Here is an 18,413-nt window from a genome sequence, read left to right as displayed (position 1 = left end):
TGCGCCGACCCCGGTCCCGTGCGGGGTCCGGTCTCCGCGCGCTGCTGCGCGGACACGACCTCCTCATGGTGCTCGCGGTCCTGGCCGTGCTCATCGCGCCCGCAGCGGCGCTCGGCCAGGCCCTCGCCCACGGATGGGCCCCGCACGGTGACGACGCGACCATCGCCCTTCGGGCCGCCGACGTGCTGGACGGGCGCTTCCCCCTGACCGGGATGCGCAGCACCGCCGGTGCCGGCGTCGACCCCACCCTCTCGACCCACCACCTGGGGCCGGTGCAGTTCTACCTCCTTGCCGTGCCGTTGGCCCTCGCCGGTGGTTCCGCGGTCGGCATCGCCCTCGGTGGTGTCCTCTTCGTCGCCGTCTCCTCCGTCCTGACGGTGGTGTGGGCACGCCGGCTCGGTGGCTGGCCGGCGGTCCTGGTCCTCAGCGGTGGGCTGCTGCTCACGCAGTGGGCGATCGGTCCCGCCGTGATGTTCCGGCCCTTGAACCCCTTCGCCCCGCTGCTGCCGCTCTACCTGGCCCTGGTGCTCCTGTGGGCGCTCACCGCCGGTGACCGGCGCGCGCTGCCCGCGCTCGTGGTGGCGCTCTCCCTGCTCGCCCAGGCCAACCTGGCCTTCCTGCCCCTGGCCGCGGCCCTGGCGGTGGTCGCGGTCGTCGCGGTGCTGGGTCCCGGGCGCCTCACCTCCCCCCGGGCCGCGCGCCGGGTCCGGCGGGACCACCGGCTGGCCCTGCTCCTCGGCCTCCTCGTCTGGCTGCCCAGCATCGTCGAGCTGTTGGTCCACCGTCCGAACAACCTGATCCAGCTCGTGCGCTGGCTGGCCTCCGGATCCGGCTCGCAGGCCCAGGACCCGATCGGTCCGGCGGCGGCGTTGCAGCACCTGAGCCTACTCGCGCCCGTCCCCGGGGGCTTCCAGCGCTACCGCCTCTCCCTCCTCGACGAGACGAGCACCACGGCCGTCGTCGTCGGCTGCGTGGTCCTCGCCCTCCTGCTCCTCGCGAGTGTGGGCTGGCTGCGGGCCGACGGGCGCCCGGTCAGCGTGTGGCCCGCCCGGATCGCGCTCGTGGCCAACCTCGCGGTGCTCGCGACGGCGTCACAGTTGCCGCCGGCGTGGGCACCGCCGTACTGGGTGATCACCTGGTTGCCGGTGGTCGCCTTCAGCTATGCCGCGCTCGTCTGGCGCGTGCTCTCCCACCTCGGCGGGACCAGCCCGGACCTCACTGCCCGGCTGCGCCTCCCCGTGGGCGGGGCGCTGGTGGTCGGGGGCGTGCTCGCCGCCGCGCTGGCGCTGTTCCCGAGCTGGACCGTCAGCGATGCCATGACCGGCGTCGGGCGCACCGCCGCCGCCTCGCTCGGCCCCGGGGAGGGCCGCGCCGCACGCATCACCGGGTACGGGGCCACCGCCAACCTCGGGGCGGTGCCGGCCGTCGCCTGGCACCTGCACCGTGCGGGGTGGCAGCCGCACTACTTCTGGGCCTGGCCCTACGACGAGGGCACCGAGCACCTCTGGTCCGACACCGCACCACCGGAGGCGGTCGAGGTGTACGTCACCGACAGCGACGACCCGCAGGGAGCCGAGCACCTGCCGGGTCCGGTCCACGAGGTGGACACGATCCCCTTCGGGGAGGACCGGCACTTCACGGTGTACCGGAGCGAGTGAGAGCGGAGCGAAGGGAGTGACGTGGACTTCGTCGGTGCGGGCACGGCGCTGAACGTGCTCACCGTGGTGGCCGGTGCCCTCGCGGGCATGGCCGTGGGCAACCGGCTACCGGAGCGGACCCGGGTGGTCGTCACCGACTGCCTCGGCCTCGTGACGCTGCTCATGGCGGCGCTGTCGGCCTTCGAGGTCCTCTCCCCCGAGCTGTCCGGCCTCGTCGGCACGAGCGCCCCCACGCTCATCGTGCTCGGCTCGCTGCTCGTCGGGAGCATCATCGGCTCGCTCCTGGGCATCGAGCACCACCTCGGTTCGCTCGCGGGCCGGGTCCATGCCCGGATGGGGCGCGGCGGGGACGACCACGCCGCCCGGGAGCGCTTCGTCGAGGGCTGGCTGACCGCGACCCTGCTCTTCTGCGTGGGGCCCCTGACGATCCTCGGCACGCTGGACGACGGACTGGGCCGCGGCATCGACAAGCTGGCCCTGAAGTCGGTGCTCGACGGCTTCGCCGCGCTCGCCTTCGCGTCCACCTTCGGCTTGGGCGTGCTCTTCTCGGCGCTCAGCGTGGCCGTGGTCCAGGGTGGCCTCACGATCGTGGGCGCTGCCCTCGGCACCGTCCTGCCCGCCGCCCACGTCGCGGCCCTGACCGCCACCGGCGGCCTGATCCTCGTGGGGATCGCCCTGCGGCTGCTACGGATCCGGGAGATCCCGGTCGGCGACATGCTCCCGTCGCTGGTGGTCGCGCCGCTGCTGACCCAGCTGGTCGCCGTGCTCGGCTGAGGTCAGGCCTTCTCCATACCGGCGACCACCGCGTCGGCGACCTCACGCATGCCCATGCGCCGGTCCATCGCCGTCTTCTGGATCCACCGGAAGGCCTCGGCCTCGCTGATCTTCAGCTTCTTCATCAGGACGCCCTTTGCCTTCTCGACGGCCTTGCGGACCTCGAGCCGTTCGGCGAGATCGGCGACCCCGGACTCCAGGGCCTTGACCTCGGCCCACCGCGAGAGGGCGACCTCGATCGCGGGGGTCACGTCCGAGACCGTGAAGGGCTTGACGATGTAGGCCATGACGCCGGCGTCCCGGGCCCGCTCCACGAGCTCCTTCTGGGAGAAGGCCGTGAGCATGATCACGGGGCAGATGCGCTGCTCGCCGATGGTCTCGGCAGCGGTCAGGCCGTCCATGACCGGCATCTTCACGTCCATGATGATCAGGTCCGGCCGCAGCGACTCGGCCATCGAGACGGCTTCCTCGCCGTTGCTGGCCTGCCCCACGACCTCGTACCCGGCGTCGGCGAGCATCTCGGCGAGGTCGAGACGGATCAGCGCCTCGTCCTCGGCGAGCAGTACCCGGTGGCCTTCGGGGGCCTCGTTGTCCGCCGTCATCATTCACCCTTCGTCGTTGGCTGGTCCCGGTGCCGGGAGCGGGACTCGAACCCGCACGCCCTTGCGGGCAGAGCATTTTGAGTGCTCCGTGTCTGCCGTTCCACCACCCCGGCTGGAGTGCGCGGCCAGCATACCCAGCGGTCGGGGGCAGACCGCCAATCAGCCCATGCCACCGGGCAGCGCGCCGGCGGGCCGTTCCCCACCCTCCCGGTACGCGGTCGCCCGCTGGTTCCGCGCGTCACCGATCCGGTGCACCCGCAACGCATTCGTCGAGCCGGGCACTCCGGGCGGCGAGCCGGCGACGATGACCACGCGGTCCCCTTCGTCGCACCAGCCCAGGGCGAGGAGCGCCTCGTCGACCTGCATCGCGTACTGGTCGGTGTGCGTGACGTCACCGGTGAGGAAGGTCTGCATCCCCCACACGAGGGCGAGCTGGGAGCGGGTGTCCTGCTTCGGGGAGAAGGCGAGCATCGGCAGGCGGGGCCTCGTCTGGGCGAGGTGGCGTGCCGAGGCGCCGGTCTGGGTGAAGGCGATGAGGTACTTCACGCCGAGGGCCTCCCCGACCTCGGCCGCGTGGGCGGTGACGACACCGCCCTGCGTCGTCGGGGGGTCGACGAGCTCCTGCATCCGGGCGAGCCCGCGCTCCTCGGTGGCCTCGATGATCTTGGCCATCGTCCGGACCGCCTCGGTGGGGAACCTGCCGGCCGCGGTCTCGCCGGAGAGCATGAGCGCGTCGGCGCCGTCGAGCACCGCATTGGCGGCGTCGGAGGCCTCCGCGCGGGTGGGACGGGAGTTCTCGAGCATCGAGTCCAGCACCTGTGTGGCCACGATGACCGGCTTCGCCTGCTGCCGGCAGAGCTCGACGGCCCGCTTCTGCACGAGGGGGACCCGCTCGAGGGGCATCTCGACCCCCAGATCACCCCGGGCGACCATGATGCCGTCGAAGGCGTCGATGACCTCCCCGAGGTGCTCGACCGCCTGGGGCTTCTCGATCTTGGCGATGACGGGCAGGCGCACCCCGATCTCGTCCATGACCGCGTGGACGGCGCGGACGTCCTCCGGCGAGCGGACGAAGCTCAGCGCGATGTAGTCGGCCCGCAGCCGCAGGGCCCAGCGCAGGTCCACCTCGTCCTTCTCCGTCAGGGCGGGGGCGCTCACGGCCGCGCCGGGGAGGTTGATCCCCTTGTTGTCCGAGAGCGGGCCACCGTAGACCACCCGGCAGCGCACGTCGGTGTCGTCGACGGACTCGACCGCGAGGGTGATCTTGCCGTCGTCGATGAGGATGCTGTCCCCGGCCGTCACGTCACCGGCGAGGCCGGAGTGGGTCGTGCCCACGATCTCCCGGTCCCCCGGCACGTCCCGGGTGGTGATGGTGAAGTGCTGCCCGGGGACGAGCTCGATCGGGCCGTCGGCGAACCGCCCGACGCGGATCTTGGGTCCCTGCAGGTCCACGAGGACCCCGACGGCACGGCCCGAGTCGTCGCTCGCGGCGCGCACCTGCTCGTAGTTGCGCTCGTGGACCGCGTGCTCGCCGTGGGAGAGGTTGAGCCGAGCGAGGTCCATGCCGGCGTCGACGAGCTCGCGGATCGCCTCCGGGGTGGAAGTCGAGGGGCCGAGGGTCGAGACGATCTTCGCGCGGCGCATGGCCCCAAGACTAACGTTCAGAGGCCGGTGGGCCGATCGGTCGGGTCGATGGCCCGGGGCAGGCGCACCTCGCCCAGCAGCCAGGCGTCGACGGCGCTCGCGGCCGAGCGGCCCTCGGCGATGGCCCACACGATGAGCGACTGGCCGCGACCGGCGTCCCCGGCGACGAAGACCCCGGGCACGGAGCTCATGTAGTCCCCGTCACGTTCCAGGCCCGATCGTTCGTCGAGGTCCAGCCCGAGCTGGTCGACCAGTCCCTCCGACTCGGGCCCGAGGAAGCCCATGGCCAGCAGGACCAGCTGGGCGGGCAGCACGCGCTCGGTGCCGGGGACCGGCTCGGGGCCGGAGGCGCCGAGGGTGACCTCCTGGACACGCAGGCCGCTGACCCGCCCCTCCTCGTCCCCGATGATCTCGGTGGTGGAGACGGAGTAGAGGCGCTCACCCCCTTCCTCGTGGGCCGAGGCCACCCGGAAGATCGTCGGGTACGTGGGCCAGGGCTGGCCCTCCGGGCGCTCGGCCCCCGGTCGCGGCATGATCTCCAGGCTGGTCACGGAGCGGGCCCCCTGACGGATGGCCGTGCCGAGGCAGTCCGCGCCGGTGTCCCCGCCACCGATGATGATGACGTCCTTGTCCAGGGCGGTGACGTGCTCCGCCACCTCCTCGCCGAGCGCGACGCGGTTCGCCGGCGGCAGGAAGTCCATGGCCTGGACCACCCCGTCCAGCTGACGTCCCGGGACCGGCAGGTCCCGGGGGACGGTGGACCCGGTGGCGAGGACGACGGCGTCGTAGCGGTCACGCAGCTCTCCCCCGGTGATCTCCGTGCCGACGTCCACGCCGCACCGGAAGCGGGTGCCCTCGGCCTGCATCTGCTGGATCCGTCGGTCCACGATCCGCTTCTCCATCTTGAACTCCGGGATGCCGTAGCGCAGCAGCCCGCCGGGGCGGTCGGCCCGCTCGTAGACCGCGACCGTGTGCCCGGCCCGGGTCAGCTGCTGGGCGGCGGCGAGCCCCGCGGGACCTGACCCGACCACGGCCACCGTCTTGCCGGTGAGCCGGTCGGGGATCTGCGGCGGTACGTCACCGCGGCCGAAGGCCTCCTCGATGGTGCGCACCTCCACCTGCTTGATCGTCACCGCGGGCTGGTTGATGCCGAGCACGCAGGCGGTCTCGCAGGGGGCGGGGCAGAGCCGACCGGTGAACTCCGGGAAGTTGTTCGTGGCGTGCAGCCGCTCGATGGCGTCGTGCCAGTGGCCGCGCCAGGCCAGGTCGTTCCACTCGGGAATGAGGTTGCCGAGGGGGCAGCCGCTGTGGCAGAAGGGGATGCCGCAGTCCATGCAGCGACCCGCCTGCCGACGCAGCTCGGCCTCGGCCTGCTCCTCGTAGACCTCGTGCCAGTCCTTGATCCGGACATCGACGGGGCGGCGGGCGGGCAGCTCGCGCCCGCGGGTGGTGAGGAAGCCGCGGAAGTCAGCCATGGGAAGCCTCCATGATCCGGCCCCAGACGAGCCCGCCGTCGACGTCGAGGCCCTCGGCCTCGGCCTCGGCGCGCACATCGAGGACGCGCTGGTAGTCGCGGGGCAGGACGAGCGATATCCGTCCGAGGTCCCCGCCCTCGAGGATTCGGCGCGCGGGCGTCGACCCGGTCCGCTCGAGGTGGTCGCGCAGCAGCCCGAGGAGGACGGGTCGGTCGCTCTCGCGCAGCGGGAGGACGTCGACGAGCCCGGGGTTGACCAGGGACTCGTCCAGGTCCAGGACGTAGGCCCGCCCGCCCGACATGCCGGCCGCGAAGTTCCGGCCGACCGGGCCGAGCACCAGGACCGTGCCACCGGTCATGTACTCGCACCCGTGGTCGCCCACCCCCTCCACGACGGCGGCGGCGCCGGAGTTGCGCACGCAGAAGCGCTCACCGACCACGCCGCGGAGGAAGAGCTCGCCGGAGGTCGCCCCGTAGCCGATGACGTTGCCCGCGATGACGTTGTCCTCGGCGACGAAGGGGGCCGGGTCCGGTGGCCGGACGACGATCCGGCCACCGGAGAGCCCCTTGCCGACGTAGTCGTTGGCGTCCCCGACGAGGTCGAGGGTGATCCCCCGCGGCAGGAAGGCACCCAGGCTCTGGCCGGCCGACCCGGTGAGCGACAGCTCGATGGTGCCGTCCGGGAGTCCGTCGGGGTGGCGGCGGGAGACCTCGTGCCCGAGCATCGTGCCGACGGTCCGGTTCACGTTGCGCACGGCGACCGCCTCCCTGACCGGGCTCCCGTCACGCAGGGCGGGTGCCGCCAGCTCGATGAGCCGGTGGTCCAGGGCCTCCTCCAGGCCGTGGTCCTGCGGGCGCTGGTGACGGTTGCCGGACCCGTCGGCGGCGGCGACCCGGGTGAAGATCGGCGACAGGTCGAGGCCGGCGGCCTTCCAGTGCCGCACCGCCCGACGGGTGTCGAGCAGGTCCACCCGCCCGATGGCCTCGTCGAGCGAGCGCAGGCCGAGCTCGGCGAGCAGCTCGCGCACCTCCTGGGCGATGAACTCGAAGAAGGTCTCGACGAACTCGGGCCGGCCGGAGAAGCGTTCCCGCAGCTCGGGGTTCTGGGTCGCGACGCCGACCGGGCAGGTGTCCAAGTGGCACACCCGCATGAGGATGCAGCCGCTGACCACCAGCGGGGCGGTCGCGAAGCCGTACTCCTCGGCGCCCAGCAGCGCGGCGATGAGCACGTCCCGACCGGTCTTCAGCTGGCCGTCGGCCTGCACCACGATGCGATCCCGCAGCCCGTTGAGCACGAGCGTCTGCTGGGTCGCGGCGAGGCCGAGCTCCCAGGGTCCGCCGGCGTGCTTGAGCGAGGTCAGGGGGGCGGCGCCGGTGCCGCCGTCGTGACCCGAGATCAGGACGACGTCCGCGTGCGCCTTGCTCACTCCGGCGGCGACGGTGCCCACGCCGATCTCGCTGACGAGCTTGACGTGGACCCGGGCCCGCGGGTTCGCGTTCTTCAGGTCGTGGATCAGCTGGGCCAGGTCCTCGATGGAGTAGATGTCGTGGTGGGGTGGCGGGCTGATCAGGCCGACCCCCGGCGTGGAGTGGCGGGTGCCGGCCACCCATGGATACACCTTCGTGCCGGGGAGCTGTCCCCCTTCGCCCGGCTTGGCCCCCTGCGCCATCTTGATCTGGATGTCGTCGCTGTGGGTCAGGTAGGTGGAGGTGACGCCGAAGCGCCCGGAGGCGACCTGCTTGATCGAGCTGCGCCGCTGCGGGTCCAGCAGGCGCTCCAGGTCCTCACCACCCTCCCCCGTGTTGGACCGGGCCCCGAGCCGGTTCATGGCCACGGCGAGGGTCTCGTGCGCCTCCCGGCTGATCGACCCGTAGCTCATCGCCCCGGTCGAGAAGCGCCGGACGATCTCGCTGACCGGCTCGACCTCGTCGACGTCGACCGAGGCCCGCTCGTGTCCCTCGGCGAGCGCGAAGAGGCCGCGCAGCGTCATCAGCCGCTCGGACTGCTCGTCCACCCGGCGGGTGTACTGCCGGAAGATGTCGTAGCGACGGGCTCGGGTCGAGTGCTGCAGCCGGAAGACCGTCTCCGGGTCGAAGAGGTGGGGCTCCCCCTCCCGGCGCCACGTGTACTCGCCGCCGGCCTCGAGGGTGCGGTGCGGCAGCCGGGTGCCGTCGGGCGGGTACGCCGCCGCGTGCCTGGCGGCCACCTCGGCGGCGATCACGTCCAGCCCGACTCCGCCGAGCTGGCTCACGGTTCCGGTGAAGTACTCCTCGACGAGGTCCTGGCCGAGGCCGAGCGCCTCGAAGACCTGGGCACCGCGGTAGGAGGCGACCGTGGAGATCCCCATCTTGGACATGACCTTGAGGACACCCTTGCCGAGTGCCGTGATGAGGCCCGCGACCGCGGTCTCCTCGTCCACGTCGGTGATCACCCCACGACGGACCATGTCCTCGACTGACTCCATGGCCAGGTAGGGATTCACGGCAGCGGCGCCGTACCCGATGAGCAGCGCGACGTGGTGCACCTCGCGCACGTCGCCGGCCTCGACGATGAGCCCGACCTGGGTCCGGGTGCGCTCCCGGATCAGGTGGTGGTGGACCGCCGAGGTCAGCAGGAGCGAGGGGATCGGCGCCCGGTCGCGCCCGGAGTCGCGGTCGGAGAGGACGATGAATCGGGCGCCCCGCTCGATCGCCTCCGAGACCTCCCCGCAGACCCGGGTGAGTGTCGCGCGCAGCGCCTCCTCGCCGCCGGTGACGTCGTAGAGGCCGCGCACGACGTGGGTGGAGCGCTCGGGCCCGTCCCGGTCGGCGTCGATGTGGACGAGCTTGGCCAGCTCGTCGTTGTCGATGACGGGGAAGGGCAGCACCACCTGTCGGGCGTGCTCCGGGTCCGCCGCCAGGGCATTGCCCTCCGGCCCGATGGCCGTGCCCAGCGCGGTGACGACCTCCTCCCGGATCGAGTCCAACGGCGGGTTGGTCACCTGCGCGAAGAGCTGGGTGAAGTAGTCGAAGAGCAGCCGGGGCCGCTGCGAGAGCACCGCGATCGGCGAGTCGGTGCCCATGGAGCCGAGGGCCTCTGCGCCCGACGAGGCCATGGGGGTCAGCAGGAGGTCCAGCTCCTCCCGGGTGTAGCCGAAGGTCTGCTGCCGGCGGGCCACCGACGCCGGGGTGTGCAGCACGTGCTCCCGGGGAGGCAGGTCGCCGAGCATGATCCGCCCCTGCTCCAGCCACGCGCCGTAGGGCTGCTCGCCGGCCAGCCGGGACTTGATCTCCTCGTCCTCGACGATCCGCCCCTCGGCGGTGTCCACGAGGAACATCCGGCCGGGCTGCAGGCGCCCCTTGCGCACCACGCGCTCCGGGTCGATGTCCAGCACCCCCGTCTCGGAGGCGAGCACGACGAGGCCGTCGTCGGTGACCACGTAGCGACCGGGGCGCAGCCCGTTGCGGTCGAGCACCGCGCCGACGAGGCGCCCGTCGGTGAAGGTCACGCAGGCCGGGCCGTCCCAGGGCTCCATGAACATCGAGTGGAACTCGTAGAAGTCCTTGCGGGAACGCTCCAGCGTCGCGTGCCGCTCCCACGCCTCCGGGATCATCATCAGCACCGCGTGCGGCAACGACCGGCCGCCGAGGTGGAGCAGCTCGAGCACCTCGTCGAAGGAGGCCGAGTCCGAGGCTCCCGGGGTGCACACGGGGGTGATCCGCTGCAGGTCCCCGGGGACGAGGTCGCTGCGGAGCAGGGACTCCCTGGCACGCATCCAGTTCCGGTTGCCCGTGACGGTGTTGATCTCGCCGTTGTGGGCGATGAGCCGGAAGGGGTGGGCCAGCGGCCAGCTCGGGAAGGTGTTCGTCGAGAAGCGGGAGTGCACCAGCCCGATCTCGCTCTCGAAGCGCGCATCGGTGAGGTCGGGGTAGAAGGGGGCCAGCTGGGAGGTCGTCAGCATGCCCTTGTAGGTGATGGTCCGCGCGGAGAGGGAGGCGATGTAGGCACCGCTCTCCTTCTCGGCACGCCGGCGGGCCACGTAGCAGCGACGCTCCAGGGTCAGCCCCGACACCTCACCGCCGGGGGCGGCGACGAAGAGCTGCCAGAAGTCGGGCATGCAGTCACGGGCGAGGCGGCCGACGATGCCCCGATCCACCGGGACGTGGCGCCAGCCGAGCAGCTCCAACCCCTCCTCGGTGACGATCTGCCGGATGCGCAGCATCATCGCTTCGCGCTCGGCGGGGGCGGTCGGCACGTAGGCGGTACCGACGGCGTAGTGGCCGGGCTCCGGCAGCTCGAAGTCGACCACCTCGCGGAAGAAGCGGTCCGGGACCTGGGTGAGGATCCCGGCACCGTCGCCGACGTCGGGGTCGGCACCCGTGGCTCCCCGGTGCTGCAGGTTGGTCAGCGCGAGCAGCGACTGCTCCACGATGTCGTGGCCGGCACGGCCGCGCATCGTGGCGACCATCGCGACGCCGCAGGAGTCGTGCTCCTGCTCGCGTGACCAGAGGCCGGTGTCGGGGGGCAGCGCGGACCATCGCTCGAAGGCAGAAGGGGTCGCGGGTGTCACGTCGGTCACCGTCCTCACGGGAGGCGAAGGGGGAGTCGGATCCCCCGTTCGGGTGGGGACGGGGAGTGCGGCTCGGGCGTCTGTGGACGGCGCCGGCCACCTTGGGAGGCAAATCCTAGCACGAGAAATCTCGCTAGGTGAGACCTTGCTCTCGCCAAGTGGACGGAGCGGCTCCCGCGGGGTCACTCAGCGCCGGGCGTGCCGCCTGCTCCACACGACGATGGCCACACCGAGGATGAAGACGCCGATCGAGGTCCAGATGTTGACGCGCAGGCCGAGGATCGTGTTCGCGGCGTCGGTGCGCATCATCTCGACGACGATGCGCCCCACGGGGTAGCCGGCGACGTAGAGGCCGAGGAACTGCCCGGGCGCGAGCCGGGTCCGCCGCTCGATGACGAGCAGCAGGATGGCCAGCAGCAGCAGGAAGAAGGACTCGTAGAGGAAGGTCGGCTGGAAGGTCCCCAGCACCACGGGATCACCGGAGGCGTCGAGCACCGCCCGACCCCTGCTCGCATCCCACTCGTGGATCCGCAGTCCCCAGGGACGATCGGTCGGCTCGCCGTAGATCTCGTTGTTGAACCAGTTGCCCCAGCGGCCGAGGGCCTGCGCGACGAGCACCCCCGGGGCCGCCGCGTCGGCGACGTCGAGGAAGCGCAGGCCCGCCTGGCGGGCACCGATCCAGGCACCGAGGGCGCCGAGGGCGACCGCGCCCCAGATGCCGAGTCCGCCCTGCCAGATCTTCAGGGCGTCGATCGGGTGCCCGCCCTCCCCGACGTAGGGCTGCGGGGTCGTGATGACGTGGTACAACCGGCCGCCGATGATCCCGAAGGGGACCGCCCACATCGCGATGTCGAGCATCACCCCGGGCTCGGCCCCCCGGTCCCGCAGCCGCCGGTCACCGATCCAGACCGCGAGGAAGATCCCCGCGAGGATGCACAGGGCGTATGCGTGGATGGTGAGCGGGCCGAGCTCGATGACCCCGACGGTCGGCGAAGGGAGGACCGCCGGCATCACTGCTGGAGCACCATGTCCTTCGGGACCTTGCCGTTGGTGAGGATCTTGGCGAACTTCTCGGTGTCGAAGCTCTCCAGGCTCTGGCCGTCGGTCAGCTTGGTCCAGTCCAGCTGGGTGCCGTTGACCTTCGTGGCCGGCGTGCCGTTGATGCCGGACTTCGTCGCGGCCTCGTCCACGCTCTTGACGTAGTCGACGTAGGTCTGGTTGTCAGTGCACTGCTGCCACTTCTCCAGGCCCTTCCCGCTCAGCCCGGCCTCCTTGGCCGCCTTGGTGTAGTCACTCTCCGGGAAGCCCTCGGCGTTCTCCTCCGACGGCTGCAGCTCGAAGAGCGCGCGGTGGTACTCGGTCCACTTGTCCTGCTCGAGGGCGCAGACCGCGCTGGAGCCGGCGACGGCCGAGGAGTGACCACCGGTGTTGGCGTCGATCACGGTCATCAGGTGCACGCGCAGCTTGATCTTGCCCTGCTCGGCCAGCTTGGTGATCGTCTGGCCGGCAGCACCCTCGTACGCCTTGCAGATGGGGCAGCGGAAGTCCTCGTAGACGTCGACGACGGGGGCGTCGTCGGCGGGCTCGGCGTCCTTGTACGGCTGCAGCGGCTGGCCGGACTCCACGGAGGTCGGCAGCTTCTGCTCGCCCTTGGCCGAGTCGCTCCCGTCGCTGGTGGCTCGCCAGATGGTGAAGACGAGGACGAGCACCATGATGACGACGATCGCCAGTCCCCCGATGATGATCGCGTTGGCCCCGCGGCCCGAGCTGGTGTCGGCTGCCCGGGCCTTGGCCTTTCGGTCCTGGGGGGTGCTCATGTGCTCTCCTTCCGGTCCCCGAAGAGGACCCGATCGGTGCTGAGGATGGAACGGGGACGGATCACCAGCCAGGCCCCGCACAGGGCGAGCCCGAGGTCCCGGGCGATCTCCTGCCCGTACTTCGTCTGCTCGGGGGCCACCTGACCACCACCGCCGAAACAACCGCAGTCGATGGTAAGGCCCCTCGCCCATGCCTGCGCGATGCCCACGACGAAGGCGAGCATGAGCAGGCCGCCGACGAGCGCCGAGACCCGGGTGAAGAGGCCGATGACGATGAGTGCCCCGACGGCGATCTCGAGCACGGGCAGGCCGTAGCCGACGTACTCGGCCACCTCGAAGGGCATGACGTCGTAGGCCTGGACGGCCCGGGCCGAGCCGAGGGGCTTGTCGACCTTCAGGGCACCGGCGACGACCAGCGTCCCGCCGAGAACCAGCCGGGCGAGCAGCCCGACGACGTCGCGCAGGCGGCCGGCGCTCATGCGCGGCCCCGCACGCCCCGCGCCAGCTCCGAGGTGAGCTCGCGCAGCGAGGCCAGGCGCTCGGCCGACGAGCCTTCCATGAGTCGCTCGACGAGCGCGGAGCCGACGATGACGCCGTCGGCGAAGGAGGCGACCTCGGCCGCCTGGGCCCCGTCGCGGACCCCCAGCCCGACGCACACCGGCAGGTCGGTGACCTCGCGGAGTCGGGTGACGAGGTCGGGGGCGGCCGAGCCGACCTCTCCCCGCACACCGGTCACGCCCATCGTCGAGGCGGCGTAGACGAAGCCGCTCGTGGCCGCGGTCACGGCGGCCAGCCGTTCGGTGGTCGAGCTCGGGGCGACGAGGAAGATCCGGTCCAGACCGTGGGTGGTGGAGGCCGCGATCCAGTCCCGGGCCTCCTCGGGGACGAGGTCCGGGGTGATGATCCCCGCTCCCCCGTGGGCCGCCAGGTCACTCGCGTACCGCTCGACGCCGCGCCGGAGCACGAGGTTCCAGTAGGACATGACCACAGGGACGCCACCGGCGCCACGGACCGCCTCGACGGCCCGGAAGACGTCATCGATGTGCACCCCGCCGGCCAGGGCCTCGGTGGCCGCCCGCTGGATGACGGGACCGTCCATCATCGGGTCGGTGTAGGGCATGCCGACCTCGACGACGTCCGCACCGGCCTCGACGAGCGCGACCATGGCCTCGATGGATCCGTCGACGGTGGGGTAGCCGACGGGCAGGTAGCCGATGAGGGCGGCGCGGTCCTCGGCGCGGCAGCCCCGGAAGACCTCGGCGAGCCCGCCCCCGGGCTCGTGGGTGGGGCTGCTCACCTGGCGCTCCCTTCGTCGTCGACGAGGCCGAACCAGGCCGCGGCGGTGTGCATGTCCTTGTCGCCACGCCCGGAGAGGTTGACCAGCAGCAGCGCGTCCGGCCCGAGCTCGCGGCCCACCTCGAGGGTCGCGGCGAGCGCGTGCGCCGACTCCAGCGCCGGGATGATGCCCTCGGTGCGGCACAGCAGCTCGAAGGCGTGCATCACCTGCTCGTCGGTGGCGTACCGGTACTCGGCCCGTCCGCTGTCACGCAGGTGCGCGTGCTCCGGTCCCACGCTCGGGTAGTCCAGGCCGGCGGAGATCGAGTGGGTCCCCAGGGTCTGGCCCTCCTCGTCCTGCATGAGGTAGCTCATCGCGCCGTGGAGCACACCCGGCTCGGCGGTGGCGAAGCGTGCCGCGTGCCGGCCCGAGTCGATGCCCTCGCCGCCGGCCTCGACGCCGATGAGGCGCACGCCGGCGTCGGGCACGAAGCGGTGGAAGATGCCCATGGCGTTCGAGCCGCCGCCCACGCAGGCCAGCACTGCATCGGGCAGCCGACCGGTGAGCTCGAGGACCTGCTCGCGTGCCTCCTCGCCGATGATCTGGTGGAAGTCCCGGACCATCTCCGGGAAGGGGTGGGGGCCGGTGACGGTACCGAGGACGTAGTGGGTGTGGTCGACATTGGTGACCCAGTCCCGCATGGCCTCGTTGATGGCGTCCTTGAGGGTGGCGCTGCCGTGCTCGACGGGCACGACGGTGGCGCCGAGGACCTTCATCCGGGCGACGTTGAGCGCCTGCCGCTCGGTGTCGACCCGGCCCATGTAGATCGTGCACTCCAGACCCATGAGCGCGGCCGCGGTGGCCGTGGCCACCCCGTGCTGTCCGGCGCCGGTCTCGGCGATGACGCGCCGCTTGCCCATCCTGCGGGTGAGCAGCGCCTGGGCCAGGACGTTGTTGATCTTGTGGCTGCCCGTGTGGTTCAGGTCCTCTCGCTTGAGGACCACCCTGGCGCCGCCGGCGTGCTCGGCGAAGCGCGGCACCTCGGTGATGATGCTCGGGCGGCCGGTGTAGGTCCGGTGCAGCCGGGCGAGCTCGTCGGTGAACTCCGGGTCCACGCTCGCCTTGCGGCGTGCCTCGTCCAGCTCCTCGAGGGCGGGGACCAGCGCCTCGGGCACGTAGCGCCCGCCGAAGGCACCGAAACGGCCCGGCCGGGAGCGCTGCTCGGCGCCCTCGGAGGCCTCTCCCCCGGTCATCGGGTGACCGCCGCGCCGAGCATGCCGCGCACGCCCGCGACCGGGTCGCCCCCGACGACGAGCGCCTCACCGACGAGGATCGCGTCGGCGCCGGCACGGCGGAAGAGCGCCGCCTCCTCGGGTCCGCGGACCCCGGACTCGGCGACCCGGACCCGTTCCTGCGGGATGAGCGGGGCGAGCCGGGCGAAGGTCGTGGTGTCCACGTCGAGGGTCTTCAGGTTGCGGTTGTTCACGCCGATGACCCGGGCACCGAGGTCGACTGCCCGCCCGGTCTCGGCCTCGTCGTGCACCTCGACCAGGCTGGTCATGCCGAGCGAGCCCGCCAGGTGCATCAGGTCGCGCAGCTGCTCGTCCGGGAGCGCGGCGACGATGAGCAGCACGATGTCGGCCCCGTGGGCGCGTGCCTCCCAGACCTGGTACTCCGAGACGACGAAGTCCTTGCGCAGGACCGGCACGTCCACCACGGTCCGCACCGCGTCGAGGTCCGCAAGGCTGCCGTTGAAGCGACGCTCCTCGGTGAGGACGGATATCGCGCTCGCGCCGCCCTCGACGTAGGAGGCGGCCAGGGCCGCGGGGTCGGTGATCTCGGAGAGCTCGCCCTTGCTCGGGCTGGAGCGCTTCACCTCGGCGATGACCGACAGTCCGGGTCGCCGCAGCGCGGCCTCGGCGTCCTTGGCCGGTGGTGCCGCCTCGCAGGCGTCGCGGAGGCGGTCGACGGGAAGGGCGGCCTCCCGCCGGCCGGTGTCCTCCCGGACACCGGCGATGATCTCGTCGAGCACGCTGGGCATGGCAGACAGGCTAGTCGACGCTCGGGTCGTCACCACGGCTGACCCGGTCCCATGCCGAGTCGACGCGTTCGCCCCGGGCGCCCCGGGTTTCGGCGTCCTCCGGAACCGGGGAGTCGTACCTGCTGGAGAGGCCGGCCCACCGCTTCGAGCCGAGGAGGGCGCCCAGGCAGGAGAGCAGCAGGAGCACCCCGGAGACGCTCGCCAGCCACGGCCATGCGGAGGCCGACCCGGTCGCCTCGAAGGCCCCGGTGCCACCGGACTGCGCCGCGGCGACGGACCCGAGCACCCCGGCCGGATCGAGCAGCGTCCGGGCGCTCAGGGCGATGACGCCGAGTCCGACGGCCGCGAGGGCGACCAGGGCGATCCAGCGTCCGATGCGGCCGGAGGTGGCGGTGGCCACGGCGGCGGCGATGCCGACGAGGGCGAGTCCGGCGAGCCCGGGTGCGGCGTCGCTGCCCGGTGCGGCGGCTGCCGCCGGGCCGGTGACGCCGTCCACGGTCCCGGTCACCCAGTCGGCCCGACCCGCCGCGAGCAGCAGGATCCCGGCGGCGACGGCGATGAGGATGACGACGGGCTTCTTCGTGATGAGGTTCATGCCTCCCCCTTCGCCACCGGGCGGGTGGCCCGGGCCTCGGCCACGGCGGTGAGCGCGGAGCGGGCCTTGTGCACCGTCTCCTCCTGCTCCAGCCGCGACACGGAGTCGGCAACGATGCCGGCGCCGGCCTGCACGTGCGCGGTCCCGTCCTTGATGAGGGCGGTGCGGATCGCGATCGCCATGTCCATGTCGCCGTGGAAGTCGAGGTAGCCCACGACGCCACCGTAGATGCCGCGTCGGCTCCGCTCGTAGCGCTCGATGAGCTGCAGGGCACGGGGCTTCGGCGCCCCCGACAGGGTCCCGGCGGGGAACGTCGCGACGAGCGCGTCGAAGGCGGTGCGCCCCTGCCGCATCGTGCCCACGAGGGTGGACTCGAGATGGATGACGTGGCTGTACCGGCGCAGGCTCATCAGCTCCACGCAGTCCACGGTCCCCGCCTCGCAGACCTTCTGCAGGTCGTTGCGGCCCAGGTCGACGAGCATGAGGTGCTCGGCGCGCTCCTTCGGGTCGCCGAGGAGGTCCTCCTCGTTGCGCAGGTCCTCCTCGGGGGACTTCCCACGGGGGCGGGTGCCGGCGATCGGGCGGGTGATCGCCTGCCGACCGGTGGCCTTGACGAGCGCCTCCGGGGAGGAGCCGACGACGTCGTAGACGCTGCCGTCGGGGTGGGGCAGCCTCACGAGGTACATGTACGGGCTGGGGTTGTTGCGCCGCAGCGCCCGGTAGACCTCGAGTGCGTCCGAGGGGCACGGGAGGGAGAAGCGCTGGGAGAGGACGACCTGGAAGACCTCGCCGTCGCGCACGTCCTCCTGCGCGGTCTCGACCAGCTCCTCGAAGGCGTCGACGGTGGTGTCGCTGCCCACCTCGGAGCGCGCCCTCGCCACCTCCTCGGAGTCGATGGTGGCCACGGTGCTCTCCGCCGGGGTCGCGAGGCGCTCCACCATCGCGTCCAACCGGGCGACGGCGTCCTCCCAGGCCTCGTGCACCCGCTCGTCGGTGTCGTCGTAGTTGATCGCGTTGGCCACGAGGAGCAACGAGCCGTCGCTGTGGTCGAGGACCGCGACGTCGGTGGCCAGCACCATCCCGAGCTCGGGCACCTGCAGGACGTCGGGAAGCTCGCTCGGGATCCGCTCCCACCGGCGCACCGCGTCGTAGGAGATCGCCCCGACCATGCCGCTGGTCAGTGGCGGCAGCCCCTCCAGCGGCTCCGTGGCGAGCACCTCGAGGGTGGCGCGCAGCACCTGATCGGGTTCGCCCTCGGTGGGCACGCCGACCGGCGGCTCGCCGATCCAGTGCGCCCGGCCGTCCTTCTCGGTCAGCGTCGCCCGGCTCCGCGCGCCGATGATCGACCATCGGGACCACACGCCGCCGTGCTCGGCCGACTCCAGCAGGAAGCTGCCCGGGACGTCCCCGGCGAGCTTGCGGTACACGCCGATCGGGGTCTCCCCGTCGGCCACCACCCGGCGCACCACCGGCACCACGCGCCGGTCCCGGGCGAGCAGGGCGAAGGTGTCCGCGTCCGGCCAGGTGGCGCCCGGCACCAGGTCCGGCACCCGCGGGGCGGCCCCGGTCATGCCGATCCCCCGACGACCGCACCGAGATCACCGGCGTCGAAGCAGGTGTGATCGCCCGTGTGGCACGCCGCCCCCACCTGGTCGACGCGCACGAGCAGCGCGTCCCCGTCGCAGTCCAGGGCCACCGAGCGCACGTGCTGGACGTGGCCGGAGGTGTCGCCCTTGCGCCAGTACTCGCCGCGACTGCGGGACCAGAAGGTCACCCGGCCCGTGGTCAGCGTGCGGTGGAGGGCCTCGTCGTCCATCCAGCCGAGCATGAGCACCTCGCCGGAGTCGTGCTGCTGGACGATGGCGGCGACCAGGCCTGCGGGGTCCCGGCGCAGCCGGGCCGCGATGTCAGCGGGCAGGGGTGATGGCGAAGGGGTGGACACCCTGCACATTGTGCCTCCCGTCCCCCGGTCCCACCGCAGC

At 72.3% G+C, this 18,413-nt stretch carries 15 protein-coding genes and 1 tRNA gene; 2 read left to right on the top strand and 14 right to left on the bottom strand.

The window, feature by feature from the left end; genetic code table 11:
* Window positions 1-65: 65 nt before the first annotated feature.
* Together JCO01S_RS08740 and JCO01S_RS08735 are read left to right on the top strand one after the other, a co-directional pair.
* Window positions 66-1,658, top strand: a complete 1,593-nt coding sequence (locus JCO01S_RS08740; RefSeq protein ID WP_157074531.1) for a hypothetical protein — start codon at window positions 66-68, stop codon at window positions 1,656-1,658.
* 21 nt (window positions 1,659-1,679) lie between these two features.
* A complete protein-coding gene (locus JCO01S_RS08735) occupies window positions 1,680-2,432 on the top strand; it encodes a DUF554 domain-containing protein (RefSeq protein WP_084342771.1) in 753 nt (250 codons plus the stop codon).
* Between the two features lie 2 nt (window positions 2,433-2,434).
* Here JCO01S_RS08735 and JCO01S_RS08730 read toward each other — a convergent pair whose 3' ends face one another.
* The 14 genes from JCO01S_RS08730 to hisI form a co-directional block, all read right to left on the bottom strand.
* Window positions 2,435-3,037, bottom strand: coding sequence for an ANTAR domain-containing response regulator (locus JCO01S_RS08730; RefSeq protein WP_439645694.1), 603 nt, complete (start codon window positions 3,035-3,037; stop codon window positions 2,435-2,437).
* A 27-nt stretch (window positions 3,038-3,064) separates the two neighbouring features.
* Window positions 3,065-3,147 (bottom strand) — tRNA-Leu (locus JCO01S_RS08725).
* A gap of 46 nt (window positions 3,148-3,193) precedes the next feature.
* Window positions 3,194-4,678: a pyruvate kinase gene (pyk, locus tag JCO01S_RS08720; RefSeq protein WP_068253901.1), complete on the bottom strand. Its 1,485-nt coding sequence runs from the start codon at window positions 4,676-4,678 to the stop codon at window positions 3,194-3,196.
* Window positions 4,679-4,695: 17 nt separating this feature from the next.
* The gene (locus JCO01S_RS08715) at window positions 4,696-6,153 is read right to left on the bottom strand and encodes a glutamate synthase subunit beta (protein WP_068253898.1); all 1,458 of its coding nucleotides are present in this window, start codon (window positions 6,151-6,153) and stop codon (window positions 4,696-4,698) included.
* Window positions 6,146-10,711, bottom strand: a complete 4,566-nt coding sequence (gene gltB / locus JCO01S_RS08710; RefSeq protein ID WP_084342770.1) for a glutamate synthase large subunit — start codon at window positions 10,709-10,711, stop codon at window positions 6,146-6,148. Before gltB ends, JCO01S_RS08715 begins: the two co-directional genes overlap by 8 nt.
* A gap of 177 nt (window positions 10,712-10,888) precedes the next feature.
* Window positions 10,889-11,713 (bottom strand): prolipoprotein diacylglyceryl transferase, encoded by an 825-nt coding sequence (gene lgt, locus JCO01S_RS08705; protein ID WP_169796919.1) that lies wholly within the window; start codon window positions 11,711-11,713, stop codon window positions 10,889-10,891.
* On the bottom strand, window positions 11,713-12,519 hold the full coding sequence (locus tag JCO01S_RS08700) for a DsbA family protein (protein ID WP_068253892.1): 807 nt from the start codon (window positions 12,517-12,519) through the stop codon (window positions 11,713-11,715). The genes lgt and JCO01S_RS08700 overlap by 1 nt, the downstream gene beginning before the upstream one ends.
* The gene (locus JCO01S_RS08695) at window positions 12,516-12,998 is read right to left on the bottom strand and encodes a DoxX family protein (RefSeq protein WP_068253889.1); all 483 of its coding nucleotides are present in this window, start codon (window positions 12,996-12,998) and stop codon (window positions 12,516-12,518) included. Before JCO01S_RS08695 ends, JCO01S_RS08700 begins: the two co-directional genes overlap by 4 nt.
* Complete coding sequence (trpA, locus tag JCO01S_RS08690) at window positions 12,995-13,816, bottom strand: tryptophan synthase subunit alpha (protein ID WP_068253886.1); 822 nt, start codon at window positions 13,814-13,816, stop codon at window positions 12,995-12,997. The genes JCO01S_RS08695 and trpA overlap by 4 nt, the downstream gene beginning before the upstream one ends.
* Entirely contained in the window at window positions 13,813-15,048 is a 1,236-nt protein-coding gene (trpB, locus tag JCO01S_RS08685; protein ID WP_068253883.1) for a tryptophan synthase subunit beta, read from the bottom strand. The genes trpA and trpB overlap by 4 nt, the downstream gene beginning before the upstream one ends.
* Window positions 15,045-15,836, bottom strand: a complete 792-nt coding sequence (gene trpC / locus JCO01S_RS08680; protein WP_068253880.1) for an indole-3-glycerol phosphate synthase TrpC — start codon at window positions 15,834-15,836, stop codon at window positions 15,045-15,047. The genes trpB and trpC overlap by 4 nt, the downstream gene beginning before the upstream one ends.
* Window positions 15,837-15,846: 10 nt before the next feature.
* Window positions 15,847-16,431 carry a Trp biosynthesis-associated membrane protein gene (locus JCO01S_RS08675; protein WP_068253877.1) on the bottom strand — a complete coding sequence of 195 codons (585 nt, stop codon included), beginning with the start codon at window positions 16,429-16,431 and terminating at the stop codon, window positions 15,847-15,849.
* The gene (locus tag JCO01S_RS08670; protein ID WP_068253874.1) at window positions 16,428-18,002 is read right to left on the bottom strand and encodes an anthranilate synthase component I; all 1,575 of its coding nucleotides are present in this window, start codon (window positions 18,000-18,002) and stop codon (window positions 16,428-16,430) included. The genes JCO01S_RS08675 and JCO01S_RS08670 overlap by 4 nt, the downstream gene beginning before the upstream one ends.
* Window positions 17,999-18,382, bottom strand: a complete 384-nt coding sequence (hisI, locus tag JCO01S_RS08665) for a phosphoribosyl-AMP cyclohydrolase (protein WP_068253871.1) — start codon at window positions 18,380-18,382, stop codon at window positions 17,999-18,001. Before hisI ends, JCO01S_RS08670 begins: the two co-directional genes overlap by 4 nt.
* Window positions 18,383-18,413: the final 31 nt, after the last annotated feature.

Source organism: Janibacter corallicola NBRC 107790 (assembly GCF_001570965.1).
In the GTDB taxonomy this organism is placed as follows: domain Bacteria; phylum Actinomycetota; class Actinomycetes; order Actinomycetales; family Dermatophilaceae; genus Janibacter; species Janibacter corallicola.
Note: the sequence above shows the minus strand (reverse complement) of the source record. Positions and strands in the feature narration are given on the sequence as shown.